Below are 26272 nucleotides of genomic sequence, written 5' to 3' on the forward strand. Positions count from 1 at the left end.
GCGGAGCGTAGCAACGAGCCGATCGACCTCGTCGGAGGCAAGGGTGAAGGGGTGGCTGGGCCATGGACGCACGCTGGGCCGATTCGACGCCCCGGTCGAGGTCAGGCTGCCTTGAGCCTGGCGACCTCGCGGGCCCGTTCGCCCAGGGTCCGTGCGACGGGCAATGAGGAGTACGGCTTGAGCTGCGCGCGCAGTTTCCGCAGGTGCTCGTCCCCGCGCGCGGAACTGATCATCTGGTGTTCGTCGAGGAACTCAGCCCATGTAGCACAGGCTGCCTCCACGTGGCGCATGGCCATCTGCCGCTCGGCGATCACTCCGAGGCAGTGCACACGGCCCTGCCGTTCCTGAGGGCTGCGGGCGGCGTTCGAGCGGCGCAGGGCCTTGATGCTGCCTGGTCCGTCCTTGAGTGACCACCTGACGTGTGCCTCGTGGAAGTGGTAGGCGGCCTCGTCGTATCCGCCCACGGCGTCCCGCCGATTGTCGGCCTGGGCTAGCGCGGTCTCCGTCTCGCGGAGCCGGGAAAGGGCGGTGGTCCGGTCGCCCGTCATCGCCGCAGCCGCGGCCTGCTGACCGCGCAAAAACGCCACGAGACGCGGGCCGGATGCTGGCGCGGCTTCCGCTGCGGAATCCGCGAGCTTCAATGCCGCTTCTCCGTAGCCGAGGTGGGATGCCTGCAAGGACATGCCGCGCAAGGTCCGGCAGTAGGTGATGTGGTCTCCGCCTTCCGCCGCGAGATCGAGGGCGGAACGGTAGTACTTCTGGCCCAGCCCTTGCTTCGTCTCGTACATCGCCATCCACCCCGTGAGGTAGACGAAGTCAGCGACGGCCGCAAGCATCGCGTTGCGCACTGCCTCCGAGGCCTCGGCGCGCAGATACGCCCCAATCGTGTTAGTGATGAACGCCGCTGCCATCGGCCGTGCGTGACCTGCGCCGATCTCGTCCAGGATCTCGGCGACCTTGTCCGTCACCTTGGTGACGGTCTCAACATCACTCATCCCGATCCGGAGAGTGCGCCCCACGCTGGTCTCCTTCACGCGCTGGTCCAGTTCTTCGGTCAGCTCGTCGTAGGTGGGGACCACCAGCGTGGCCGCGTACATGCCCGCGGTCAGCACGTTCCGGCGGGATGGGTCCATGTCTGCTCGGCTCAGCGCCACCACTCCTGAGACAACGTCGCGCTCCTCGGCCGGGTCGTCCCCCCAGCCGACTTCGGCGGACGTTACTGGTCGTCCGGCGAGCCGCGAGAGCGCCTCAAGGATCGCGGGCAGGGCCTGCAGCTTCGGCCTGCTGCCGGCGAGCCACTGCGACACGCTCGACTTGTCGTAGTGCAGCGTGACCCCGAGTTCCTTCCCGACGGCGTTCACGCGCCGCGCTAGCTGCGCGTTTCCGATCGTTTCCGTCTGCATCAGGTCCGCGAGAGCCGTATTGGGCGTGCGCGGTCGTCGTCCCATTCCAACCCCCGAGCTGTGTTCAACCAGTTCAACCGTGGCTCCACTCTGCTCCCTTACCCCGCTGCGCGCACCGGAGTTGAGTGATTACAGGCCGTTCGGTGATCGACATTGGGCGGCCAGTTGACGGCCGCGCTGGCCCATCACCCAACCCCCGAGGGGGCCGGCGCGGTTCCCCTGCCCTCGGACCAAGGCGTGATCCATGACGATGACGGCGAGCAGCCCCCGCGCGAAGGGGTATCCCGGCTACAGCGAAATCCGGACCCGTACCGAGGAGACGGCGCCCCTGGCCCGCGATCTGGCCCGCACGGCGTGCACCGCATGGAACCTCCCCGATGAGGTGACGGAGTCCGCGGCACTCGTGATGGCAGAACTGTTCGCCAACGCGGTGCGGCACGCGTGTGGTCCCTTCGTCCAGGTCATCGTCAACCGGCCCAGCAACGCGCGCGTCTATCTCGCGGTCACCGACCGCGCACCCGAGTGTCTTCCTCACCTGCGTGCCCCGGAGGATGAGCAGCAGAGTGGGCGAGGGCTGGTCATCATCGAATCCCTGAGCGAGCGCTGGGGTTACGACCGGCTTGGCCCCGCCGCCCGCCCGTGGGGGAAGCGCTGCTGGGCAGAACTGAGGGTGCCCCAGTGATGCCGCTTGACGGCTTAGACAGGGCGAAGGGGAAGGCCGCCCCGCCACCGCGTCGCCGGCGGAAAACCCGGATCGGCTGGCGACAGGTCGCCGCGCAACTCCTCTTCGTCGTCACGGTCACTGCCTTCGTCCTCGCCCTGCTCGCCTACGGCGGCGCCGACTGGTGATCTCCGGTGGCCAGACGGTGTTTTCCCTTCCCGCCCGACCACCGGTTCAACTGCTGCCTCCCCCTCCCGTGCCCGCCCTCATGAGACGGGACGGCGCACAACTCCTGTCCCGCTCCCTCGTTGAGGAGGCCCCACATGCCGCACGTCCTGCCCGAACCGGGACCCCTGTTTGAGCTCTTAGCCGACCGGATACGCCGCGTGGCGTCCGAGCAGTGGCCCGGCGAGCCCGTGACGATCGGCGCTCGCGTCCCGTCGGTCACTAGTTATGTCCACCGGGTGCACCTCGCCGGCCGGGAGATGTTCGCGAAGAACTCCGTCCTTGGTCTCTCCCTCGTCTCCGTGCTGCGGGGCGTCGCCGGGGACGGAGACCGGGTCCGTGCGGCGCAAGCCGCCTACGCGATGTCGCCTACGTCGCTGCTGGCACGCGAGGCTGCCCAGCTCCGCGCCCTGGACACCGCCGGGATTCGGGTCGGACGCTGCGTTGGCTACCGGCACGGCGTGCTGTTCACCGAAGCCGTGAACGGCCCAAGCCTGCTCGACCTGATCACCAAGGAACCCGCCAGAACCGCCGACTTGATGACCGGGGCCGTACGCGGCCTCGCAGCGCTCCAATCCCCTGCAGTGGCTGCCGCGGTCGACGCGGCACCGATCGCCGAACGCGGCATCGACACCACTTTCCGCCGGAAGTTCAACGGCATCTCCGGCCGCGCCTACGTCTGCAGGCTCGGCGTCGGCCAACTCGACGAACGCACCCGCCGCGGCGTGGTGGCCGTGCTCGCGGCTGTGGTGACCCGGCTGCTGAAGCTCCGCCTCACCCCGGCCCCGGGGCCCCGTTTGGTCGTGTACGGCGACCTGAAGCCCGAGCATGTCCTGTTTCCGGACGGTCCCGACGAGCACCCGGTGTTCATCGACCCGGGCCTGTCGCGCGGGGGCGCTCACCAGGACACCGCGAAACTCGTCTCCCGCTCGCTCCTCACCGTGCTCACGGCCGCGCCGGTCCATCGCGCTGCCCCCGTGGTGGAGGGCATCGACGCCTTCACCCAGGATCAGGCTCGGCACAGCAGCCGGGCCGAGCGCGGGATGTGGCTGCGCCGGCTGCTGGTCACGTGGCTGATGGACAGCGTCAACATCCTCTCGACCTACCTCGCCGCCCCAGCCGCGCTGCCGCTGCCGGAACACGCGCGCGCGGTCGTCGACGCCGCTACGGCCCTGTGCACGGTCCTGGACTCCGTCAGCGCCAACCTGACCGCCGGAACCGATCCTGACACGGTGTGGCGCCTGGCGCTCGCCTCGGTGACCCGGGAGGCGGTTCGATGACCCGCCGCTACACGATCGGCGTCATCGGCGCCGGCGCCGTCGGCCAGAGTGTCGCCGCCCTCCTGGCCGCCGAACCCTGGTGTACCCGTCTGCTGATCACTTCCCGCGCCCCCGAGGCCGCGTGCGGCCTGGTGACGGACCTGGAAGAGGCCCGGCAACTCGTCGGCGGCGCTCGCGTGTTCACCGCCACACGTGCCGATATGGGCGACGCTGACGCGCTGGTCATCTGCCCTCGTGCAAAGTTCACCAACACCCGCACCGCGGATGTGCGCATGGCCGGACTGGTTGCCAACGCCCCTGTGGTCGCCGAGTGGGCTCACACCCTGACCGGCTATCCGGGCGTTGTCGTGATGGTCACCAACCCGGTCGACGTGCTGGCCCGCTACTTCGCCGACTTGTCCCGCGCGCGCCAGGTGTTCGGTATCGGCTCCGCCACGGACACCGCCCGCTACCGTCTCGCCCTCGCGCAGCATCACCGGGTGCCGGTCGAGACCGTGGAGGGCTACGTGATCGGCGAACACGGCGACAGCGCCGTCATCTGCGCCTCCTCGACCACCATCAGCGGACGTCCCGCCACGGTGCCGCTCGAAGTCGTCACAGCCGAACTCCGCGAGCGGCCGCGCCGGATCAACACCGGAATAGGTCGCGTGCGCAACAGCCCCGCCGCAGCCGTGGTCTCTGCCCTGCGCAAGCTCCTGGCCGTCGAGGACGGCACGGACGTGCTGTCCGTCAACCGCGGCGGGGTGTGGCTCGGAATCCGGTTGCAGATCACCTCCGGTCAGCCCACCGTCACCCCCCTGACCCTGAACGAGCGGGAAACCGTCCAGTTCATCGCCGCCCGCGCCAAGTTGGGCGCCGCCTACCGCAAGATCAACCGTGAAGGAGCAACGTCATGCCGTTGACTGCTACCCGCATCACCGCCGGCACCGCCACCGTGACGGTCGCCTCCCAAAGGGAAGAGGTCACCGACTGGTCGCGCCGGTATTTCGGTTCCTGGTGGAGCGCCACCACCGCTAAGGCCCCCACGGATGGCGGCACTGCCGAGGACGGCGGCGGCCTGGTCCTGGCCGACGTCGACCCCGGCCGGATGGAGGACGTCCACACCCTCATCCGCGACTACGGCTTCACCGAGACCGACTACGCGAACGCTCACACACTCGTGTCACGGCAGGACGGCATCACCTACGCCGTACAGCCGGAAGAACGCCTCGCCTACCACGCCGACCGGCGCCACCTCGTCATCGTCGGCGAACACTGCGAACCCGTCGCCGTCGCCGCCGCCCGCCTCGCCCGCGAACTCGTACGCGCCCAGCTCCTCGCCGACGGCTGGACCGTCCTTCACGCCTCCGCTGCCGTCAAGGACGGCCGCGCGGTGCTCACTCTCGGTGAGAAGGGAGCCGGGAAGACCACCACCGCCCTTCTCCTCGCCCGCGCCGGGTGGGGGCTGCTCGCCAACGACCGGGTGTTCGCCCGCACCGAGGCCGACGGCTCGGTCAAAGTACTGCCCTGGCCGTCGGCCGCCGCCATCGGGCTCGGTCTGCTCGATGCGACGGGCCTATACGAGCAGGTGCGCGAAAGGGTGCTCGCCGGCGAACAGCTCCACCCCACTCAGCACGCGAGCGTGACCGAGGCTCTGCGCGACGGCCGCCGCGAGCCTTTGGTGAAGGACACCGGCAAGGAACTCAAACCGCAGTTCTTCCCCGACCAGCTCTCCACCTGGCTCGGCCTCACCCTGGCCACCCAAGCCACCGCGGCCGGACTGCTGTTCCCCACAGTGAACCCCCAGGTGTCCCCCACGCTCTTCGACAACGACCGCGCGCTGACCGAATCGGACGTCTTCACGCGCACGACCGAGGACCGCTACCCCGACATCTTCGAACTGACCCCGGCCGCCACCCCCGCAGCAGCCGAGCTGGTCCACCAGCTCGGCCGTCTCCCCCGCCGCTCGCTCATGCTCAGCCACGACACCGACGCGAACACCGCACTCCTGACCAAGGCCACCGACGACATCACGGCCGACTAGTCCACGGCCGCCCAAGACCCCCGCCCCGGCAGCAAACCCTGGATAGGTCGAGCGTCGGGGCGGGCTTCAGCGTCCGTCTGGCATCCCGTGACGGATCCGGGCCAGTGTGTCAGCTGGATGGACTCTCTCCGCGGCTGCGCGAGGGTGCCTTCGTATCGCGGTATAAGGCCGCCCATCCACGCCTGCCGGTCAGCTCGTGATGAACGTGTCGAGCACGTCAAAGATCACGATTGCACAAGGTGTGCTGACGATCGTGAGGTAGGTTTCCATGGCTCCCATGACGCTGCGCCCGCACCAGCTCAAAGCAGCCGACAGCGTAGTGAGGCACCTCCAGGCCCCCACCAGCGGCCGTATTCCTCCGCAGGGGCTGAGAATGCACGTCGTCCGACCGGCTCCGGAAAGACTCTGATCGCTGTCGACGCTGCTCACCGGCTGGCCGCGCGGCGTCTGCTCGTCTTGGTGCCCACGCTGGATCTGCTGACCCAGACCGCCAGGACATGGCGCCAAGGCGGCCTGCGCGGTGCGTTGGTCGTGACGATCTGGCGGACGGTCTCTGCTGTGATCGTGGAGTCGACCTCGGCAACGTGATTGCAGATCCGCTGCATCCAGTCGACGTCGTCCGTGGGCCGGCCACTGCTGCAGAGACCTTCCGTTGCAGCCCGTGTAGCGGACGACTCGTGCACGTCCGCAGCCGGCGCAGGTCTGTCGCTGGCGTCGCAGCGGACGCAGCCCCTAAGGCTACCCCGGCGCTGCGGGAGCGGTTCCGGTTTGCCGCAGCCTGCGCAGAGCGGGACGGCGACGTGGCGGGCGCCGCGTGCCAGGAGTGTGCGGATGAGTCGTTGGGCCGCCCACCGACGGTTGCGTTCGTGACAGGTTCTGGATGCCGGCGAGATTGACAGCCGCCCATCAAGAGCGCCATATTAATTACGCGAAATAAGCGGCAAATGCGGTGGGCGGCGGAAGGCACCCTCTCACGAGAGTGTCGCCCCAGGGCGGCAACCCCGGCCGAACGTCCCGCCGACCACCTTCACCAACTCGACTCGCCCGCCGGCACGTAAGTGCTGGAGGAACACAGAAGAGCAGGCCCCAAGTATAGGACCGCTCCCCGAAGCGGAGAACGCAATGCCCAAGCCCCTGAACCCGCAGCGTCGCCTCATCGGTGACCGTGCCGTGGTCAACCGCGACTGGATCCGCGAGTTCACCGGCGCCAGCGTCGGCACCGCGGCCCGCTGGTACAAGATCCGGCTCGAGCAGCCGGAGAAGCACCGCCACCCGGAGAAGGAGCGCATCGCGGGGACCGACTTCTACGACGAGACGCAGTTCCGCTCCTTCTACACGTGGTTCCAGCAGGAGAAGGCGAGCAAGGTCCTCAGGGCCGACCCGGAGCTGCACGAACTCGACCCCGAGACCCTCGTCTCCATCAACAAGGCCGCCGAGCTGCTGAACTTCAGCGGGCCTTCGGTGATCCGCAAGTACCTCAACAACAACCCCGACTACTTCCCCAAGCCCCTCCCCGAGCCGGTGGAGGGCCCTACCGGCCGCATGATCCCCGGCTTCCGTGTCGGCGACCTGCAGGACTTCGACCGCAAGCGCACCGGGGACAAGCTCGGCAAGGCCGGGCGCCATCCCGGGCCGCAGCCCGAGGCACCAGTCGGCCGGCCTTCCGCCCTCGTGGGGGCTCTCGCGGCCGAGCTGAGCACCCGCGCCGGCAGTGAGCCGCTCACGGCCACGCAGCTCGCCGAGCAGTACGCCGCCGAGGCAATCGAGCGCGACGGCTACCACCCGGGTCTGGCCGCGGAGCTCAGCGTGCAGTACGGCGGTCCGCAGAGGTCCTGGGAGTACGTCGTCCGCAACACACTCAAGCACCGCTCCACGGCCGCGCCGACCCGCTCGGAAGCCGACCGGCGGGCGGAGATCGCCCTGGCCGCCCTGCGCGAGCGCGGCGACGTGCGAGGGCTCGCCGCCTCGCTCGCCCGCGAGCACGGCGGCAGCCCCGACGTCTGGTCCCGCGCAGTGAACGCGGCCCGGGGGCTCGCCGACCCCACCACCTGATCACCCCCACCAGCCTGAGGACGCTCCCCGATGCCCAGTTATCAGCTTCGCGACACCACTACCCGCCAGGTCCTCGTCCGCGGCCTGGCCGACTACGCCGCGGCCGAGGCCGCCCTGGACCGGCTCGACGACGAACTGGAGCACGACCTCGCGGCCAACGGCGAAGGCGCCGGACGCATCCGGCTGCGCCTCGACGTCGAGAAGGTCACCGACGGCACCGCGGAGGCTGTCGGGCACCACGTGCTCCTCCTCGGCGTCGCCGACTAGACCGACCCGCTGCCCGCGCTGTAGCCGACGGAGCTTGCCCATGACCCGCAATACGCCGCCCGGAAAGCCGGTGCCTCGCTCACACACGCTGCGCCGGGCCGCCGCACGGTTCCGGCAGGGGTCCTCCGCCCGCCAGCAGGACGAGGCCCGCGCCCGGCGGACCGCTGGCTCCGCCGTGGAAGAACTCCTGGGCCGGTACCACGCGCGCCCTTTGCCGTACGCGCAGATGAAGAAGACCGACATGGTCACCGCGCGCATCCCGATCGCCGCGGACCCGCTGCTCGGCTCCGTCCTGGTACGGGAGCTCACCGCACCCTTTTCCCTCTCGATCGGCGCATTCCCGTGGGATGCCGAGCCGTCCGGGCGGGGCAAGAAGGTGGGGGGCTGGCTGCACCGCCACTACGTCCTGGGCAAGCGGGACGTCTACGCCCGGCTGCACCACCGCTACGTGCTCTTCGACGATCTGGACGAGGAGACCTGGCGGCTGGTCGGCCGAGCCAGAGCTCTGCGTTCAGCCCTGCAGAGGGCCGAAGTCGTGAAGGCCGGACACCTCGACGAACCTGCCCTCCTGGCCACGGTCAACGCCACACTGTGGGATGTGGCCCAGCGTTGCGCCCGGCTTACCGGTCTGCGCCGCGCGCGCGAACGCGTGGATTGGTACGACACGGGAGGCCTCCTGCCGGCACAGGCGGTGCAGCAGACGGGCAAGGTGCTCGCCGAAGGCCGGGCTGCCCTCGACAGTCCCATGGGCCAGCTGGAGGAACTCGCCCGGCACGCGCTTGAGGTCGACGACCGCTATCGAGCCTGGAAGGCGCTGCAGGAACTCGCCGGCCGCAGCGACGACTTCGTCGACCTGGCCGTCGCCGACGCCGTCGATCCTCACCACGCGGCCGCATGGGGGAGTCACTTCGCACAAGCCCGCGCCGCTGCTGCGACGCTCGCAGCCTCCATCAGCGCCACCAGTTCGTTCCTTGAGGATCACGGACTCCCGACCGCCGAATGACCCGGGCGCTGACCTGCACATCCATCCAGGGAGGGGGTTGCAACGCGATGCAGCAGGCGCCGCAGATCTGCCCAGACGGCGCGCGATTCGTATCCGAACATGGTCACCTCCCAACGACAGCAGCCGGGCTCAGGCACGCTGGCCCAGCGGGGGCAGGAGGCTGTCCCCTGGCCAGAAGGGTCGCTCGGCCGCAACGCCGGTGAGGAACATGCCGACTTCGTCCAGGACCACGGCGCGTTCCGCAGAGCCGTAGATGACGAAGTCGTCGGCTGCGGCGTCATACGCGCGGACCTGACCGTGTGGCCCCGTGCACAGGAGGGCGCGCGCCAGGTCGGACAAGCCGAGGCTGAGAGCGTCGCACCGCCCTGCATGGACGAGCTGTACCAGGTCAGTGGTGACACCCTCCCAGTCGCCGACCTTGGGCCAGTCGGCACCGCCGTTCAGCTCGTGGGTGAGGGTGGCCAGCGGAATGATCTCGCCCGGCTGCCGTCCCTGGACGAGAAGGTCGTGGATCCGGACGCCGTCGGGCTGGCGCACCTGCGGGTGCCGCAACGAGCCGGCGGCGACCACGCTGGTGTTGATCTCCTGGGTGCCGGGGCCCGGGTAGTACGGCTCGTGCGCAAAGAGCAGGTAGACGTCCGGGGTGCGGGCGGCCTGGCTGGAATCGGGCTGAGGCTGGGTCATGAGGACAGTTCCCTTCAGCGGTGATGTGCTGGACGTGGGGCCAGGCGTCGTCGGACGGAAACCCGGCGGGTACGGGCCCAGTGGCCGCCCGGGCTCGCGGGTCTGGTCCGCATCGGCTGCGGCGACCCCGCGTGCGGCGCGCTCGATGATCTGCGTGACCTGGTCGGCGAGTTGGAGCATCAGCCGCTCACGGGTGATGAGGCCCTCGGAGGCCGAGCCGGTGTCTTGGGTCTGGAGCAGGCGGGCGGCGTCCCACAGCAGGTTGTGGCCGACCTCGGCCGAGCGGCGCAGCTCGTAGCGGTCGCTGCCTGCGGCGGCCTGGACGAGCGAGGTGTGCAGGGTGGCGAGGCGCTGCAGGTAGCGGCAGGCGTTGACGCCTTCGACCTTGCGGACGAGCTCGTCGGCCCGGGTGTCCAGCCGGCCGGGCAGGTGCTCGGCGAGGAGCGGGGCGAGCAGCATCGTCGGCAGCGCGACGTCGATGGGGACGCCGTGGCGCATGGCGAACAGCCCGACGATCGCGCTGATGAGCGCGACGGCAGCGGCGGAGAAGCACAGGGAACCGGGGATGGTGTCGAGAGCGATGCGCTGGGCGGGGCGCCTGGTCAGCCAGCGCAGCGCCAGGCGCTGGGGGCGGGTCGCGGACGGGGTGAGCACCCCGATCTGATGGGGGACTTCGGGCAGCGTGCCGTCGCCGGGGACGGTCCAGGCGAGCCAGCCCCACGAGATGCGTTCGTGCACGATCACGGGCTGGCACGCGGCCGAGCACGTGCTGCCGCGGACGTGGCCGGTGCGCAGGGTGCGGCTGCTTGCCTTCGCCCACCGGCCCGGGTCGCGGGTGAAGGGGCGTTGGTGGTGCGCGGCTTCGGTCTGCGGCGGTGTGCGGAGCGAGTCCGTCACGGGGCGCTTCCTTCCAGGTGGTCGATGAACGTGGAGGCGCACGTGGTGCAGCGCCCGTCACCGTCGGGGCGGGCGCGGCGGGGAGTCGGCCCCGGGCAGGTGCGGCATGGCGGCCAGCCGACGCAGGCCGGGCACAGGCCCTCGCCGGGGGCGGTTCCGGGCACGCCGCAGCCGGCGCATTCGACAAGGGCCCGGTAGTTCAGGGCCTCGCTCACCGTGCGCGCGGCGGAGGAGGTGGTTGATCGCGGGGGCGGGTCCTCCCACGCGGGCGTGTCGTGGTGGCCGGCCACGGCGGCGGGCGGTGGGTAGGCCTGGGCCGCGCGGAGGCGGGCGGCGATGATCGCGCCGACGGTGGTACGGACCGGGCTCGGCAGAGGGCGGCCTGTGATGACGTGCTGAAGCTGCTCGCGCGTCCAGCCGGCGTCCAGCATCACGGTGACGGTGCGCCCCTGCTCGGCGAGGACCTGGCCGGTCAGCAGCAGCTCGGGGCGCTGTGCGCCGATCGCCAGCAGCAGGCGGACTCCCGGTTCGAGGCTCGCCGGCGCCGGTGCCGTCCGGTGTGCTAGTGGCGCTTCGCCGCGGGGTCGCGCTGCGCGGGCGCGGGGAGGGAGGGGTCTGGGGTTCTGCTGAGTGGTCTTCTTTCTGTTGGTGTTCTTAGTGGGCCGATCAGCCAACGTAGGGTCATCCACTGGTGGAAAACCCGACTCTGGCCCGGACCTGCTGTTTTGCGGGGCGGGCAGTTCGGTGATGAAGTACGCGGCCGCGCCGAGGGTTCCGTCCTCGCCGCGCTCGCGTTCCCGCACGAGGAAACCGTGCTTCTCCAGTTCCTTCAGCCCGCTCTTGACGGCTGATTCACCATCGCGGCCGCGGCGGGCGATGTTGGTGACGGTCATCCGCCAGCCCTCCCGGTGCGTGGAGAGCAGCCCGAACAGTCCCTTGGCCTTGAAGGACAACTCGGTGGTGCGGAACAGGCCGTTGGCGATCTGGGTGAACTGATCGGCCGCCATCACGCCCCGGCGGATCCCCGCCCCGAACCCGCCGGCGTGCCCGGCCTGCGGGGACGCGATCACCAAGTCGGCTTCGATCAGCGCGATGTCCAGAGTGGCCGGGCGGTCGGTGATGCCGTAGACGATCTCGCCGAGGGTGCCGTCCGGGCGGCGCAGGCGCTCACGGATCAGGTAACCCTGCGCCTCAAGCGCCCGCAGGCCGGTGCGTACCGCTTCCCGTCCGTCCGGACCCAGGCGGACGAGGTCGGCGATCGTCACCTGCCAGCCGTTGGTGTGCGTACTGACGTACCCGAAGATCCCCTTCGCTTTGAACGACAACTGCGAATCACGGAACAGCGCGTTGGCGACCTGGGTGAACTGATCGGCCGCCATCACCCCCCGGCGGATCCCCGGCCCGAAGCGGCTCACCGCCGTGCCCCCCAGAGCCGGGCGTGCACGATCGCCACAGCGGCGCACCGGGCTCGCCGAGGTGAGGCGGCCAGTGGTCCTGGCGGTCGGGGCGTGCATGTGTTCCATGCCGACAGCTCACCCGACGACCCCGACCAGGCTGACGGCCACCAACCCCGACCATCGGTCACGATCCGGCAACGCCGCCGTCTAGCTGCCGTGGTCGGGCTCATGGTCGGGGCGACCACGCGCCTTCAGCCGAGGGCTGTGCGGGGTGAGCCGCCCGATTGCGCATCGCCGGACGGGCGGTTGCGCAACGGGGCTGCGCAACCGGTCGAGGGTCGTGCGCAGTCGGGTGGTGCTGAGCGGCTGCGCAGCCCCGCCCGAGGCTTTCTGATCTTTTCGTGCGCAGGTTCGGGTGCCGCACTGCGCAGGCTCTGCCGCGGCCCTTGGCGGCGACCGTCTGCGCACTGGTGCGGGGGGCGGGTGTCCGTGCGGCAGGAAGGCCACTGCGGCCATCGGCGCTGCGGGCTTGTGGCGGCCAGGACGCGCCGGTTCCCACTCGCGGCTGGCCCATGGTCGGGCCTGTGGTCGGGCCGACCATGACCCCGACCATGGACTTCGTGTCCCCATCGTGACCGTGGTCGGGGGTTCGTGGTCGGTGGTCGGGTCGGGGCCCGCGGGTTTTCTCAAGGTCAGAAACGTTCGTTCTGACCTGGGAGTTTGACTATGTCTCGTGGCAAGCAGGCCGCGGAACGCGAGGCCGCTGCTCCGATGGCGGCAGGCGCCAGGCTGGAGGCGATGCGGCGCCGAGTGCGTCTGTCGCGCCTGGCGGTCTGGACCGTCATCGCGGCCGGCCCCATCGCTCTGGGCGTCGCCATCACCTCCACCCCGACCACGGTCGAGGCGGCCACCCCGTCCAAGCCCACCGCCGCCGTGCACACCACGGCGCAGGCCGCCGATCCGGCCGGCTATGCGCAGCTGTTCCTCCACGCGTGGCTGCGCAGCAGCGCGGATGACGCCTCGAGTGCGCAGGCGCGGCTTGCACAGTCGATGGCGCCGGACGTCGAACTGCCCGACCCGGCTGCGGATGCGGATGCGCAGTCGACGCCTCAGTCCGTGACGGCAGTGCGCAGTGCGCAGCGCGCGGACGGCGCGTGGTCAGTGACGGTGGCTGCGCAGTACGGCAACGGATCGGTGCGGTACTACGCGGTGCCGGTGACCGCCGATCACGCGGGCGCCTCGTTCGCCGTGACCGGTGCGCCCAGTGTGGTGGCCGGCCCGGTCCGGGCCGAGGTGCCGAAGTCGTCGTACGGCGTGAGTGTCCCGGAGGGTGATCTGTCGGCGGCCGTCGGGGAGTTCCTCGCCGCCTACCTGACCGGTGCCGGAGAGGCGGACCGCTACCTCGCCCCCGGCGTAAGCCTGTCCCCGGTCTCCCCCGCCCCGTACACGGCAGTCGACGTGCAGCAGGTGTCCGCCGTCGAGGAGGCCGCGGAGCAGGTGCCGGCCGACGGCACCAAGGTCCGTGTCCTCGCACAGGTGGAAGCCCGGGACACCGGCGGACGGTGGCCGCTGGCGTACGAGCTCGCGCTCACGGCCCGCTCGGGCCGCTGGGAAGTCTCGGCGCTCGAGTCCGGCACGGCCCTGAACGGGGGCGCCCGATGAACACGGTGAACAGCGTGATCCTCGCCGGTCAGTTGGACGACCTCGGCGACAGCTGGATCAACATGTTCAAGGACTGGGCGACCAAGGGCCTGCAGGCCGGTCTGCTCGTGCTCGTCGTCGTCATCATGATCCAGAAATTCAGCCTCAAGGCCGGCATCGGCGCCCTGCTGCTGATGATCATCGCGCTGGGGTTATACAACTCCCGCGAGGACCTCTCGGACATGTTCGAAGACGAGGTCAAGAACCCGGCCAAGGGCGCGCCCGCTGTCCCCGGCATCGTGCACGGTTCTGCCCCCGTCCGAGAGGACTCCACTGGTGTCGGAGGCTGGCTGTGAGCGCGGCCGCTGCGGGCCGGGTCGGGCGCTTCTACACCGCCGCCCGTCGCCATCCCTGGGTACTGGGAAAAGTCGCGGACTGGAAGATCCCCCTCGGCCCGTACACGCCTGCACAGATCGCGGTCGCCGTCGGTGGCGGCTTCCTTCTGATCAAGACGATCAGCTGGTGGTCGTGGACGGGGCCCGTTCCCCCGGCGGCGTGGCTGCTGTCGATCTGGGCGGTCCGCCGTCCGAAGATCCGCGGCCGTGCTCCGCTGCAGGCGGCGCTGGGCTGGGTGCTGCTCCTGTGGCAGCCGAAGGGAGGGCGGATCGGAGGGCGTGCCGCCCGCGACCGCGCTCCCCGCCCGCTGATCGGCGGCTTCACGATCGAGGACGCGCCCGTCCCCGCCTCGGCCGCCTCACCGTCCCCTGCGGTGCGGCCGCGTATCGACCGGGCGCCGCACCCGAACCCGGCCGCCAGCCACTCGGCCCCGCGACACCGCACTAAGCCGACTGCTCCCGCAGTGCCGGTGGGGCCGGTGTCGGGGGTTCAGCAGCTGCTCGCGCTCGCCGAGCAGGGCGGGGGTGTGCGGTGAGAGTTCCGATCCGTCACATCGCCGGGCACCTTCTCTGGTCGACGCACGGCAGCGTGTGCGCCGTCTACCGCCTGCACCCAGGCCCGGACGCGCAGGGACAGCACGAGGAGACCGTTCAGGGCACCTACGTGCCCGCCGCGGTCCGTGACGAACAGCTCGCCAAGATCACACATTTGGTGCGGTCGCTGTCCGGAGCACCCAGGTTGTTCGGGCTGTGTGCGCAGGTCGACCCCGGCGAGGTCGCCCTCAAGATGATCGAGGGCATCGAGCCGGCTGAGACGGCACCGGGCGCGGGCCGGCATCCGTGGGTGGAGAACGTCGAGGCGACCCTGGATCTGCTCGACGACCAGGAGATGCACCACCGCACCCTGTGGCTTGCGGTACCGCTGCAGACCGAGGCAGGCGGCCTGCAGGTGTCGGCCTCCCTCGGCGCGGCCTGGGCGGAGCTGACTGCGATGCTCGGCATACAGCCCGCGCCGGTGCAGCAGCGGGAGGTGACTGCCTACCGCGAGCAGGCCTCCCACGTGGAGGCCGCGCTCGCCGGCGGCATCGCCTTCCGCCCGGCCCGCCCGGCCGAGATCGTGTGGATGATCCAGCACGCCCTGCACCGCGGCCTGGCAGAGCCGCTGCTGGCGGAAGCCGAAGCCAGCGACCTGTACGGCGGGCAGCTGCGCGACGGTGTGCTGCGCTCCCCCAGTTACGCCGACCTCGGCCAAGTGCGCCTGCAGGAAGGCGGCGTCGACCCCGACCTGGACGACGTCGACGAGCTGGGGAGCTCCGGCCGGATCACGCGGTCCGGGCGCAAGGCCTGGTGGCGGGTGAACACCGGCTCGCCGCTCGGACGGCGCTGGCTGCAGGTCGAATCCGACGCCGGGGTGGGCTACCAGGCGCAACTCGCGTTGGCCGAGTGCCCGCCCGCGGTCAGCCAGGACGCCGCCGACCTGTTCGCCCAGCTGGAAACCCTCGACTTCCCCGTCGACTACACCGTCGACCTCACCCTCGTCCCGGCAGAGAAGGCCCGCGACCAGGTGCGGCGCAAGAAGAACGAACTCATCGACCAGGCCGACCAGTACGACGCCCGCCCCACCGGCATGCCGGCCTCGCTCACCGAGGCCGCCCGCGACCTGGGCGAGCTGGACGCCCGCCTTGCCCGCACCTCGGTCGAGGTCGAGGTGCAGTCCGTGACCGTGCTGACGGTGTGGGGGCCGACCGCCGCCGTGTGCGACGCCCGGGCCCGCGCCCTGGCGGCGCTGCTGGGTGGCGCCGACTACCGCGCCGTGCGCCCGGCCGGCCTGCAAGAGGCCCTGTTCACACTCGGTCTGCCCGGCACCGTACGCCCGGGTGTGGTGCGGGAGTTCACCCAGCACCAGATCTCCGAAGACTGGGCCCTCGGCGGGGCCTTCACCGCCTCCGAGGTCGGCGACCCGAACGGCATGTTCCTCGGCATCGACCTGGACAGCGGCACCACCCGCCCCGTCATGATCAACGTGGCCGACGCTCCCAAGGTCGACGCATCCGCCTCCATGGGCATCGTCGGGGACCTCGGCGCGGGCAAAAGCGTCCTGCAGAAGCTGATCGCGGAGGCGGTGTGGGCGCGCGGCGGCTGCGCGATCTGCATCGACCGCACCCCCGTACGCGAATGGGCGACCTTCGCCCGCACCGCCGCCAAGGGGCGCGTCCAGATCATCGACGCCGCCCAGGCCGAGGTGTCCATCGACCCGCTGCGCATTTTCGACGGCCCCGAGGGCCGCCACTACGCCCTGTCCTACCTCACCCTGCAGCTCGGGATCGGCCCGATGAGCACCCATGGGGAGGTCCTGCACCACGCCGTCGAGCAGGCTGGGGCCAGCAACGCCCCGTCCATGCACCGCGTGCTGGAAGTCCTTGAAGAGATGGCCAAGAGCGAGGTGGGCAAGCGGCAGGACGCGGCATCCGCGCTCGCCGGTCTCGTCCGCGTCGTCGCCACCAACTCTTTGGCGCGGATGGTATTCGACCCCACGCTGCCGCCGGTGCACCTGGACGCGTCCAGCACCTCCGACATGATCGTGATCACGACGGCGGGGCTGAAGCTGCCGCCGAAGGCCGCGTTCGACAACCCGGAAGTCCTGCACCAGCAGCCGCTGGAGGCCCTCATCGGCCGCGCGGTGCTCTACCTGATCGCCGCGCTCGCCCGGCAGACAGCCTTCGAGGACCCCGAACGGTTCACCGCCGTAGTCGCCGACGAGCTGTACTGGCTCACCTCGTCGGCCGAGGGCACCGCCCTGGTCCACGAAATCCTCCACGACGGCCGCAAGCACGGCGCCGGTCTCCTCACCGCCTCCCACGACGCCGCCGAACTCGGCCCCGACCGCGGCCTGATGGCCTACCGCGCGCTCGCCCGCACCACCGACCGCGAACGCGCCCACCGCGGTCTGGAGTTCGTGGGCCTCGACCCGAACGACGGCGAACTGCTGCGGCTGGTGACCACCGGCCTGTCCCCCGTCGGCCGCAAGGGCCGGGAGGGCGAGTTCCTGCTGACCTGCCCGCGACAGAACACCGGCCGGATCAAGGCCGTCATCCCCCGCATCGAGCGCATCACCACGTCCATCGCCACCACACCGGGACGCCGCGCGAGCGCTGCTTCGCCGTCCGCGGGTGAGCGGCGGGCCATGTCTGCAATGGAAGCCCAGTAGACGCGCGAGGCGGAGGTGTCGGGGCGGTGGTCGTACTCGCGGGCGAGGCGGCGGTGCAGCATCAACGTGCCGTTGACCTGCTCCACGATCCACCGCTTCGATTGCGGGACGAAGCCTTTGCCCTGGTCTGCGCGGTTGCGGCGGACGACCTCGACGTCGATGTCCAGCAGGGCCCCGCGGACGAGAACCTCGTCCTTGAAGCCCCGGTCCACCAGAGCCTTCTCCAGGCGCATCCCGCACCGCGCGGCCGCCTGACCGAGCAGGACGGTGCCGGCGGCGTTGTCATGGGCGGAGGCGGCCGGCACCACGACGTCGATGATCAGCCCCAGAACGTCGACGGCCAGTCCCCGCTTGCGCCCCGACACTTTCTTGTTGGCGTCCAGTCCCGTCGTGCTCTTCGGGACACCCGCGGCCGCGCGGACGGACTGGTGTCGAGGATCACCAGGGACGGGTCCTCTAATCGCCGGGCTCTCTCCCGTACCTGGCAGCGCAGGAGATCCTGGATCCGCTGGTCGAGCCCGTCCTCGCGCCACAGGCGGAAGGAGTAGAACACCGCCGGCCAGGCCGGGAAGTCATGAGGCAGACAGCGCCACTGGCAGCCCGTCCGGTTCTGGCAGAAGATCGCGTTCACCACCTGGCGCGCTGCCTCGTTCTGCGCCCGGCCGGCCTCGGCGTCGGCCACACGCTGGTCGGCGGCTTCCTCCACCTGCCGGATCTTCTCGGCGGTGTCGGTCTCCAGCTGCTCGCGGTGCTGGCGGGCCTCCTCGGTGAAGCGGTTTCCTCGGGGCTGGACTGGCCTGTGGGGTTGCGTGGGGAACGCCGCTCCACGCCCCCTCACACGTGCCCACACGCCGACAGCCGTGTGGATGTCACCACCCTGGCTGAGATGTCACAACGAACCACCACCGCTGTCGCCACCCGTGTCGCCGCCGTTGCTGCCCGTGCCGTAGCCGCCGGTTTCGTAGCCGCCGCCGTTGCCGCCGGTTTCGTAGCCGCCGCCGTTGCCGCCGGTTTCGTAGCCGCCGCCGTTGCCGCCGGTTTCGTAGCCGCCGCCGTTGCTGCCCGTGCCGTAGCCTCCAGTGTTGTTGTAGCTGCTGGTGTTGTAGCCGTTGTTGTTGTAGCTGCCGTCGTTCTGACCCCAGTTGGCGTTCTGGTTCCAGCCGTTGCCCTGGTCGGTGCCGGTGGAGTTCCAGCCAGTCTGGGGGGCCTGCTGGTCCTGCTGGCTCCAGGCATCAGGGGACTGCGCACCATTGCCCTGCAGACCCTGCCAGCCTGAATCCGCCGGAGCCGAGCTGTCGGCACTCAGCGCGGCCTGCCCGCCCCCGAAAGCAGCCGAAGCAGCGGCCAGGCCCGTGGAGCTCACACTTGAGCCGGCAGCCTGGCCCGCACCGGGTGCAGCCACGTCTGTGACGGACTGGTTCCACCAACTGGCCGCGCCGGACTGCCCTGCCTGCACACCGGGCATCGAACCGGACTGTGCGTCAGGCGAACCCGCCTGCCCGCCCCACACATCACCCGCGCCCCCGCCCAGCACCTGCAGCCCCGACTGCACCGAGAGATCAGTCGACTGCACACCAGGCTGAACGGCCCCAGCGGGCTGAGCGGCCTGCTGAGCCTGCGGGGCCCCCGCGGCCGGCAGCGAATCAGCCTGCTGCAGACCCTGCACCTGCCCGCCCGCCGCAGCCCCGGCCGACAGCTTCGCCCCCTCCGCTGTGTCCGCGGCAGCGTTCACAGCGGTGCCGCCACCCGTCGCACCCTCCGCAGCACCGCCCGCCGCAACCGCACTGCCGACAGTACCCATACCGGCACCACCAGCGGCCAAACCACCGCTACCGGCACCACCCGCAACCAAACCATCGGACAGACCGCCAGCAGCGGCGCCAGCAGCGCCCGAACCACCCGCGACAGTGCCAGACGCAGGCGTGGCTCCCAGACTGCCTGTCACAGCACTGGTGGTGAGTGTCTCGCCTGCAGCAGTCAGCGCACCCGGACCACTTGCGCTGATCCCTGCGGCGGCCGTCGAGCCACCGGCAGCAATACCACCTGCGGTAGAACTGCTTGCAGCAGCACCTGAGGCACCCGAACCAGCGCCGCCGGTCGAACTGCCCGCCCCTTCCCCGGGAGGAGTGCTGCCGGCGGCAGTGCCGCCCATCCCTTCGGCGCCGCCGGTCGTGGTGCCACCGGAAGCAGACGAACCATCAGTCGTGCTGCCTGCGGCGGTGCTGCTCGCGCCCGAACCATCCGTGGGGGTGCTACTGGTCTCCGAACCTGGGGACGCCACCTGCTGGTTCGAGCTCTGCCCCTTCGACCGGCCGGATGCCTCCTGCTGATCCTGCGCCGCTGGCGTCCACTGGCCCTGCCACTGGCCCTTGTCGTCCAGTCGCCAATTTCCCCGCCAATCCCCCTGCCGACCACTCCATTCGTGCGGGCCCGAGGTGCTGGTCTCGACTGTCGTTGGGTGCAGGCCCCGCTGCTGCTCATCCTGCGATTGCAACTGCGTCCAGCGTCCGCTCCATTGCCCCGTGCCGTTCAGTGTGAAGTCCCCCAGCCAGTCGCCCTTCTGGCCGTGCCATTCCCGCTCGGCCGCGGAGTCAGCCTGCCCGCCAGGCCGGGCGCCCTGATGTGTCCCATCGGCCACCGGGTCAGGGCTCAGGTTTTCGCCGACCGGCCCATGCTGTGATTCATAGTAATTACGCTCCGTATAGGAGCCAGTCTTCGGGTCATAGACGGCGGTCCCATTGAACACGAGGCGCGGCGCTTCACTTTCATGGGGTTCTGAATTCTTCTGCGAATCCTGATGTTTAGCCACAGCATTATCACCGACCTGTCCGCTGCTCCCGGATTCAGGGCTACCGGGCGACACCTTTGCCTGTGGCTGCGGATAGTTCTCTTTCAGTACTCTAGTTTCATCCGGGCTCGGGTCGAGCACCGTATAAGGCAGCAACGCCCCGTTCGCCGGCGGCAGGATACCATCCTTAGTGTCTTCTCCAATCATGAGCTCGTCCCATGTTGCATTCTTTGCGTTCGGCGCATGCGTTGTGCTGGAAGCGTGATACTCGCCTCCAGTGTGGACAATTTCATGAGTGGTATGGTGCTGCAAAGGGAATTCCTCCATGTACTGCCTGTACACATCCCCCTGATCCCCTCTAATCCAATAATAATCGACCTTCCCGTCGCTATTGTCATCCACCGGAAGGGAACCCTTGGCGTTGTCGTAAACCATTGCGCCACCGCCAGTCATCCTCTTATCGCGCACGAATCGATTATCAATCGACTCATCAGAGAATTCATACCCGTCAAGGGTCACGACACCATTATGCGCGTTACCTCTTCCGAATGTGGAACCCTCTCTCGTTTTAATGCTCTCGAGCTCCTCCTGACTGGCCCCCCTATCCGCGGCCTCCTCGTACGGCTTCATGCCAAGATCTCCCACCTCAACAGTCACCTGCGGAGACTTGTGATTTGCTTCAGTCGGGCGGTAGAGATCAAACCCGATATTACTGTTCAGGCGATCAAAACTCCTCCCCAGGACTCGATTCACCCTGGCCATGGTGGCGGCATCATAATTACCATTAGAATGCGCCTGACTATGATACAAATGGCCATCCTCGTCAGTCGGCGTGAAAACCCGCTTCCCATCCTCCACCCAGGGAACCACCTCGGCAGAGCTGACAGTGGCGTTCACCAACTGAAGACCGCCCGTTACAGCCAGGACAGCGGCAGTCGCAGGAAAGACACGCTTACGCCGGTCTGTCTGCTTCTCCAGGCGGTGCCGGCCATGCTGCTTCTTCATGCTCATCTTCTTTCCCTTCTTGCTACTGCACTCACGCAATTCCATTTTCCCGCGCATACAGGGGACTGACACTTGTTCTGTGCGAAATGAGAAATGATGCCGCCACGACCGCCTGCCAGAATCTCCCACCGACAGCGGGGATGTTCCGCTTCTTGCAGATCCCCGACAGGCAACCGTGTGCTCCATACCCATTAAGACCCGCGAGCGACACACCCTGTTTTGCGCCTAAAGTATTCACCCGGGCGTTACCCGCAAGCCGAAAGGAAAAGGCCGATACAACTTTAGTCACAACCCATCACAACTTTGGACTGGAGGCCCCCAAGAACAGCCGAGGCCGACAACCCCCGACCCCAGGGCCTCGGCGTAGTCGCATGACGTCCGGTTCGTGATCATCCGAGGCCGAGGAGTGCGAGGGGGCGGCGAGGGTCGCGGGCGTTGCGGCGGAGGCCGGCCGCGATGTTCTTCACTCCGGCCGTGCGGAGGGCTCCGATGGCGAGGTTGCGCCAGGTGGCCATCGCGCGGGGCGCGTTGCCGGTCCGCAGCTGGGAGGCGTCCTCGGCGAAGGTGGTGTCGCGGACATGGTGCAGGGCCTCGATCTTCCAGTGGTTGCGGACGAGTTCGGCGAGCTGGGCCGCGCCTGCCTGCTCGGCGGTCAGGCTGGTGACGGCGTAGACCGTCTTGACGGTGGTCTTGCCGGTCTTGCGGTCGGTGCGCCGGCGCTTGATCTGGAGAGCCTGGCGGGCTCCGGGGAAGAGGAGGCTGTTCACGGTGGCGACCTTGATCCGGCGGATCTCCGAGCGGCCATGGCCGATGCCCCGGGTGCGTCCCTGGAGCGGGATGTCCTTCCAAGGAAGGGACTTGAGCTGTCGGCGCAGCTTCTTCTGGTTGCCTTGACGATCACGATGTAGTGGGCGCTGCGGCCCAGGAGGTAGTCGGCGTGCTCGCGCTGGGTGTGCATCGCATCGCTGGTGACGACGAATCCTGCCAGGTCGGCGACGGTGTCCAGCAGCGGCTGGAAGCAGGTGATCTCGTTCGTCTTCTCGCCGACGTCCAGCTGGGCCAGGACCAGGCCGGTGGCGTGCTCCAGTGCGGCGAGCAGGTGGATCTTGCGGCCCTTCGCTTTTGCCGCGCCGCGCAGGCTTTTGCCGTCCACTGCGAGGCCGCGCAGCCCGGTCGCCTTCGGGCGGCGGTGGGCGAGCCAGCGTCCGACCGCCCGGTCCAGCGCGTCGCCGTCGATGCGGGCCAGCAGCCGCCGGACCGTCGTTTCCGCAGGCAACAACCGCTTCGGGAACAGTGAGCTTCTTCAGCGTTGCCGCTCCAGGGTGAGGACGGCTTTGGCGATTGACGTCATGCGGTTTGGACTGCATCGGGATCTGCGGAAGATCCGCCAGGACTTCAGGCGTGCGACGCCGCGTTCGACCGGTGCCCGTGCCGCGGCCAGGGCCCGGTTGAGGGTCTTCTCGGTGAGGGTGAGTTCCTGCAGGGGCCTGCGCTTGATGCCGGTGCTAACCCAGGGGCCGCCGCCCTGGTAGGCGAGGTCGGCCAGGATGGGAATGCCCTGGCGCTCGCAGATCCGGATGATCCGGTGGGTGCGGGCAGCGGTCAGGTCGTGCGCTCGGCCCGGCAGGGCGGGTGAGAGCCACAGCAGCCGGCCGCCCGGATCGGTGACCACCTGCACGTTCACCCCGTGCCGACGGTGCTTGGCAGAGTAGTCGGCCCGTCCGTCGCCGACCCGGTCGCACTCGGCGAGCGTGCCGTCCAGCAGGACGAGGTCGGGGTCGGCCTCGCGCAGGACCTTCAACAGACCCGGCCCCCGTTCGGCGAGCAGGCGGATGACCGCGCTGGTGTAGGCATGGGCGGGGGACTCGCTGATCCCGAACCCGGCAGCGATCTTCGCCAGGGTCGTGTGTTCGCGCAGGTACACCAGTGCCACCATCGCGCGCTGAGACGGGCGGAGCTTGCAGCGCCGGTCGCCCTCACGGGTGACAACGAGCATGGTCACCCACTCCACGAGCGCATGAGGCAGGTCGAGTGCGGCAGGATAGATGACCAACGAGGCCCCCGAGCAACGTGGTTGAGACGTCAGACATCTCCATCAACAGCCCAGGGGCCTCGCCCGTTGCGCTTCCCCGGCCGTCACCTGATCGGTGGCCAACTCGAAGAAGCTCACTGCCACAAGTCCGCAACACGGGCCGCGGTCAGGCGTGGGCAGACACGATCAGGGTGCCGACCTTGCGCTGTCCAGGAGGCGCCGGGAGGACCGCGGCCCGCGCCTCTACGAACCCGTGCTCAGTGAGCAGCTGAACCCACACCGCGGGCTCGTAGTCCCAGCGCTTCACTAGGAGTGGGTCCTCGTTGGCGCCGCGCGGGATGTATGAGGCCTGGCAGCCGTAGCAGCCTTCCACCGGCGGCCGCTGCGAGAACACCAGTCGGCCGCCCGGCCGCAGTCGCTCACGCAGGACGGGCAGGAGCAGGTCCGGGTCGGTGAACCAGACGGCCCCGTACACCGAGTAGGCCGCGTCGAACGGCTCCCCGGCGCCTTGCAGGTAGGCGATCGCCTCCGTGTGGTGCAGCTCCAGCCCCGGCACCTCGCCCCACCGTTGGCCGGCCGCGCGCAGCTGCACATGCGAGACGTCCACGCCGACGGTGTGCGTGCCGAGCGAGGCCAGGTGTGCCGCGTTGCCGCCCTTGCCGCAGCCCAGGTCCAGGACGCGCCCTTCGGCGGGCAGGTCGAGCAACTCGGCGCCGGGGCCGTGGTCTTCGTACTGGGTCCAGTTGAACCAGGTCGTCTCGCCGCGGGAGTTCACCGGTCGGCGCTCGGGCCGCTGCCGTGAGTAGGTGTCCCAGGCGATCGCCGTGTCTGTCACGTGGTCTCCGCTCATAGGGCCAGCCGCCCGGCTGGGGCCGGACGGCTGGAGTGTCTTACAGATGGTGCTGCCGTGTCAGCCGCTCTTGGGGCTGTCGTGGCATCCGGCGTGGCACTGGTTGCAGTCGGCCATGTCCGGCCACAGCTCCTCGTCGACGGTGTACCCGGCGGCCGTGATGGCGGCGAGGGTGCGCTCCCGGGCCGCGGCGGCGCCGCCCTCGGGAGCTTCGTTTTCACCGGTCGGAACGTGGTGGACGAAGTGGCCGACGACCCGCTGGCAGAAGTGGGCGTAGTCGACGGTGTGCAGGATGAACGCGTGCCACCCGATATCAACCATGCGGCTCGGGACGAGCATCCGTCCGGGCTCCGGGCCGGAGGCGGCGACGAACGCGGCCGCCTGGCCGACGATGCGGCGCGCGGTCGCCTCGCCGACGTCCGGGTGGTCGACGGTTATGCGGCGGACGAGCCGGCCAGTCACCTCGGGGTCGACCAGGGCGGCGGGGTCGGTGGTGCCCACGGGACGTTCTAACGCGGTGATCACGTTGTCCTCCTGTTGTGTGGACGAGCGCCCTCGGGATTGAGGGCGTCTGGCCTCCCGCACGGCGGCGGGAGGAGCTTCAGCGGCTGGCGGGGCGGCGGGCCAGCCGGAGGGGCGGGTCGGTTTCCGGCGGGGTGCAGTCCTCGCCCCTGGCGTGGACGATCAGGCGGACGTCGGGCCCGGAACTGCGGGGCATCCAGCGGACTATGCCGTCGGCGGTGTGAACGCCGCAGGCGCAGCAGATACCGGCGTCGCGTTCCTCGCGGTCGTCCCACATCGGGCTCACCGAGACGCTCCCGCGGTACGGCAGCGCGGGCACTCGCACGGGGGAAAGGCCAGGCTCATGACGGGTATGTCCAGCGGTGCGAGGGCCCGCGTGCGCACGGGCGTGCGCTCCAGTGTCACCGGGTTGATCCGGTAGACGCTGACGGTTAGGCCGGGGTGCGCGCTGTCGCTGCCTGTATCGGTCACGGATTCAGATGGCGTCCTGCGACGTGGTGTAGGCGATCGAGGTGTGGGTGTGCGCGGGTGTCTGCCCGGGGCGCACGCCTGATGGGGGTGGCCGCTCCCTGACCAAGGGGTGGGCCACCGTGCAACTCTCCCTGCTAAAACGCCAGTTCAAGCGATGGGAGTGCACGATGGCCCTGTCCCAGGATGACTTACTGCGGTTGCTTCGGTCACTACGCTCGTCCGATGGAATCGAGCTGGTCCGCAGTGTGGCCGAGCGGATGCTGCAGGAACTGATCGAGGCCGAGACCGCCGCGCACATCGGTGCCGAGTGGAACGAGCACACTGCCTCGCGAACGGCGTTCCGCAACGGGCACCGCGACAAGACCCTGACCACGCAGGCCGGCGACCTGGACCTTCAGATCCCCAAGCTCCGCACCGGCAGCTTCTTCCCCAGCCTGCTCGAGCGCAGGCGCCGCATCGACCAGGCACTCTACGCCGTGATCATGGAAGCCTACGTCCACGGAGTCTCCACCCGCTCCGTCGACGACCTGGTCAAGGCCCTGGGCGGGGACAGCGGGATATCCAAGAGCGAGGTCTCCCGGATCTGCGGCGAGCTGGACGAGCCGCTGACCGCCTTTCGCACCCGGCCCCTGGACCACACCCGGTTCCCCTACATCTACCTGGACGCGACGTACTGCAAGGTACGGGTGAACCACCAGATCGTCTCCCAGGCCGTGGTCATCGCCACCGGCATCACCGAGGACGGCGGCCGCGAGGTCCTCGGGACCGCTGTCGGCGACAGCGAGAGCGAGGCATTCTGGTCCGAGTTCCTGCGCTCCTTGCGCGAGCGCGGCCTGTCCGGGGTGCGCCTGGTCATCGCCGACCACACAGCGGCCTGGTCAAGGCGATCCGCAAGGTCATGCTGGGATCCGCCTACCAGCGCTGTCGTGTCCATTTCCTGCGCAACTGCTTCGCACACATCCCCAAGGGGACCGGCGAGATGGTCGCCGCGACCATCCGCACCGTCTTCGCCCAGCCCACCGCCCAAGCGGTCCAAGCCCAGCTGGACACCGTCGCCGACATGCTCGGCGAGCAGTTCCCCAAGGTCAAAGAAATGCTCCTGGACGCGAAGGAAGACCTGACCGCGTTCGCCGTCTTCCCCCTCCAGCACTGGAAAAAGATCCAGTCCACCAACCCCCTGGAACGACTGAACCGGGAGATCAAACGCCGCACCGACGTCGTCCAGGTCTTCCCCAACCCCGCCGCACTCCAGCGCCTGGTCACCGCCATCCTCAGCGAACTACACGACGAGTGGATCGCCTTCCCCCGCCGCTACCTCCCCGAGGGCAGCATGACCGCCATCTACGCCGACGAACACGCCGGGAACACCACCCGCGCGCTCCCCGGCACCCCGAACACCACCGGAGAATGATCGCCTACACCATCACACGGGACGCCATCCGGATTCAAGGTCCTCCCGTTACAGGGA

21 protein-coding genes and 4 pseudogenes are annotated in these 26272 nt (G+C 69.4%); 15 read left to right on the forward strand and 10 right to left on the reverse strand.

From position 1 onward, the window contains the following. Positions 1-101 precede the first annotated feature (101 nt). Positions 102-1448: a hypothetical protein gene (locus ABIE67_RS50485; protein WP_370271220.1), complete on the reverse strand. Its 1347-nt coding sequence runs from the start codon at positions 1446-1448 to the stop codon at positions 102-104. A gap of 199 nt (positions 1449-1647) precedes the next feature. Here ABIE67_RS50485 and ABIE67_RS50490 point away from each other — a divergent pair, with 199 nt between their 5' ends. From ABIE67_RS50490 to ABIE67_RS50535, 10 genes and pseudogenes are all read left to right on the forward strand, one after another. Next, positions 1648-2085 carry an ATP-binding protein gene (locus tag ABIE67_RS50490; protein WP_370271221.1) on the forward strand — a complete coding sequence of 146 codons (438 nt, stop codon included), beginning with the start codon at positions 1648-1650 and terminating at the stop codon, positions 2083-2085. Further along, positions 2085-2252 carry a hypothetical protein gene (locus ABIE67_RS50495; RefSeq protein WP_370271222.1) on the forward strand — a complete coding sequence of 56 codons (168 nt, stop codon included), beginning with the start codon at positions 2085-2087 and terminating at the stop codon, positions 2250-2252. The genes ABIE67_RS50490 and ABIE67_RS50495 overlap by 1 nt, the downstream gene beginning before the upstream one ends. A 135-nt stretch (positions 2253-2387) precedes the next feature. After that, the gene (locus ABIE67_RS50500; protein WP_370271223.1) at positions 2388-3569 is read left to right on the forward strand and encodes a phosphotransferase; all 1182 of its coding nucleotides are present in this window, start codon (positions 2388-2390) and stop codon (positions 3567-3569) included. Continuing rightward, entirely contained in the window at positions 3566-4471 is a 906-nt protein-coding gene (locus tag ABIE67_RS50505; RefSeq protein ID WP_370271224.1) for a lactate dehydrogenase, read from the forward strand. Before ABIE67_RS50500 ends, ABIE67_RS50505 begins: the two co-directional genes overlap by 4 nt. Next, positions 4462-5592 carry a hypothetical protein gene (locus ABIE67_RS50510; protein ID WP_370271225.1) on the forward strand — a complete coding sequence of 377 codons (1131 nt, stop codon included), beginning with the start codon at positions 4462-4464 and terminating at the stop codon, positions 5590-5592. Before ABIE67_RS50505 ends, ABIE67_RS50510 begins: the two co-directional genes overlap by 10 nt. A 117-nt stretch (positions 5593-5709) precedes the next feature. Beyond that, positions 5710-6042, forward strand: a pseudogene (locus ABIE67_RS50515) (hypothetical protein); the annotation flags it as partial. A gap of 9 nt (positions 6043-6051) precedes the next feature. Then, a complete protein-coding gene (locus tag ABIE67_RS50520) occupies positions 6052-6180 on the forward strand; it encodes a hypothetical protein (protein ID WP_370271238.1) in 129 nt (42 codons plus the stop codon). 534 nt (positions 6181-6714) lie between these two features. Continuing rightward, complete coding sequence (locus ABIE67_RS50525) at positions 6715-7644, forward strand: hypothetical protein (protein WP_370271226.1); 930 nt, start codon at positions 6715-6717, stop codon at positions 7642-7644. A gap of 30 nt (positions 7645-7674) precedes the next feature. Beyond that, positions 7675-7911 carry a hypothetical protein gene (locus ABIE67_RS50530; protein ID WP_370271227.1) on the forward strand — a complete coding sequence of 79 codons (237 nt, stop codon included), beginning with the start codon at positions 7675-7677 and terminating at the stop codon, positions 7909-7911. A gap of 40 nt (positions 7912-7951) precedes the next feature. Continuing rightward, a complete protein-coding gene (locus ABIE67_RS50535; RefSeq protein WP_370271228.1) occupies positions 7952-8914 on the forward strand; it encodes a hypothetical protein in 963 nt (320 codons plus the stop codon). A gap of 129 nt (positions 8915-9043) precedes the next feature. Here ABIE67_RS50535 and ABIE67_RS50540 read toward each other — a convergent pair whose 3' ends face one another. Next, the gene (locus ABIE67_RS50540; protein WP_370271229.1) at positions 9044-10495 is read right to left on the reverse strand and encodes a hypothetical protein; all 1452 of its coding nucleotides are present in this window, start codon (positions 10493-10495) and stop codon (positions 9044-9046) included. Next, positions 10492-11910 carry a hypothetical protein gene (locus ABIE67_RS50545; RefSeq protein WP_370271237.1) on the reverse strand — a complete coding sequence of 473 codons (1419 nt, stop codon included), beginning with the start codon at positions 11908-11910 and terminating at the stop codon, positions 10492-10494. Before ABIE67_RS50545 ends, ABIE67_RS50540 begins: the two co-directional genes overlap by 4 nt. A gap of 708 nt (positions 11911-12618) precedes the next feature. Between ABIE67_RS50545 and ABIE67_RS50550 the strand changes: the two genes are divergently transcribed. Genes ABIE67_RS50550 through ABIE67_RS50565 form a run of 4 tightly spaced genes read left to right on the forward strand, consistent with a single transcriptional unit; the run spans position 12619 to position 17136 of the window. Next, the gene (locus ABIE67_RS50550; RefSeq protein WP_370271230.1) at positions 12619-13554 is read left to right on the forward strand and encodes a conjugal transfer protein; all 936 of its coding nucleotides are present in this window, start codon (positions 12619-12621) and stop codon (positions 13552-13554) included. Then, complete coding sequence (locus ABIE67_RS50555; RefSeq protein ID WP_370271231.1) at positions 13551-13889, forward strand: hypothetical protein; 339 nt, start codon at positions 13551-13553, stop codon at positions 13887-13889. Before ABIE67_RS50550 ends, ABIE67_RS50555 begins: the two co-directional genes overlap by 4 nt. Next, positions 13886-14464: a hypothetical protein gene (locus tag ABIE67_RS50560; protein WP_370271232.1), complete on the forward strand. Its 579-nt coding sequence runs from the start codon at positions 13886-13888 to the stop codon at positions 14462-14464. Before ABIE67_RS50555 ends, ABIE67_RS50560 begins: the two co-directional genes overlap by 4 nt. Next, positions 14461-17136 (forward strand): ATP-binding protein, encoded by a 2676-nt coding sequence (locus ABIE67_RS50565; protein WP_370271233.1) that lies wholly within the window; start codon positions 14461-14463, stop codon positions 17134-17136. Before ABIE67_RS50560 ends, ABIE67_RS50565 begins: the two co-directional genes overlap by 4 nt. Here the strand turns inward: ABIE67_RS50565 and ABIE67_RS50570 are convergent. From ABIE67_RS50570 to ABIE67_RS50600, 7 genes and pseudogenes are all read right to left on the reverse strand, one after another. Further along, positions 17103-17776 (reverse strand): annotated as a pseudogene (locus ABIE67_RS50570) (IS5 family transposase); the annotation flags it as partial. The gene ABIE67_RS50565 and the pseudogene ABIE67_RS50570 sit on opposite strands and share 34 nt — an antisense overlap. Positions 17777-18025: 249 nt before the next feature. Next, entirely contained in the window at positions 18026-20935 is a 2910-nt protein-coding gene (locus ABIE67_RS50575) for a hypothetical protein (protein ID WP_370271234.1), read from the reverse strand. Positions 20936-21477: 542 nt separating this feature from the next. Continuing rightward, a pseudogene (locus ABIE67_RS50580) lies at positions 21478-22208 on the reverse strand (ISAs1 family transposase); the annotation flags it as partial. A gap of 24 nt (positions 22209-22232) precedes the next feature. Next, on the reverse strand, positions 22233-22982 hold the full coding sequence (locus tag ABIE67_RS50585; RefSeq protein ID WP_370271235.1) for a transposase family protein: 750 nt from the start codon (positions 22980-22982) through the stop codon (positions 22233-22235). Positions 22983-23127: 145 nt separating this feature from the next. Beyond that, a complete protein-coding gene (locus ABIE67_RS50590; RefSeq protein WP_370271236.1) occupies positions 23128-23796 on the reverse strand; it encodes a class I SAM-dependent methyltransferase in 669 nt (222 codons plus the stop codon). Positions 23797-23871: 75 nt separating this feature from the next. Next, the gene (locus tag ABIE67_RS50595; RefSeq protein ID WP_370271012.1) at positions 23872-24336 is read right to left on the reverse strand and encodes a hypothetical protein; all 465 of its coding nucleotides are present in this window, start codon (positions 24334-24336) and stop codon (positions 23872-23874) included. A gap of 76 nt (positions 24337-24412) precedes the next feature. Continuing rightward, entirely contained in the window at positions 24413-24658 is a 246-nt protein-coding gene (locus ABIE67_RS50600) for a hypothetical protein (RefSeq protein ID WP_370271013.1), read from the reverse strand. Positions 24659-24971: 313 nt separating this feature from the next. On the opposite strand from ABIE67_RS50600, the pseudogene ABIE67_RS50605 reads away from it, so the two are divergent. Next, positions 24972-26215: pseudogene (locus ABIE67_RS50605) on the forward strand (IS256 family transposase). The last annotated feature ends 57 nt before the right edge of the window (positions 26216-26272 follow it).

Source organism: Streptomyces sp. V4I8 (genome assembly GCF_041261225.1).
GTDB lineage: Bacteria > Actinomycetota > Actinomycetes > Streptomycetales > Streptomycetaceae > Streptomyces.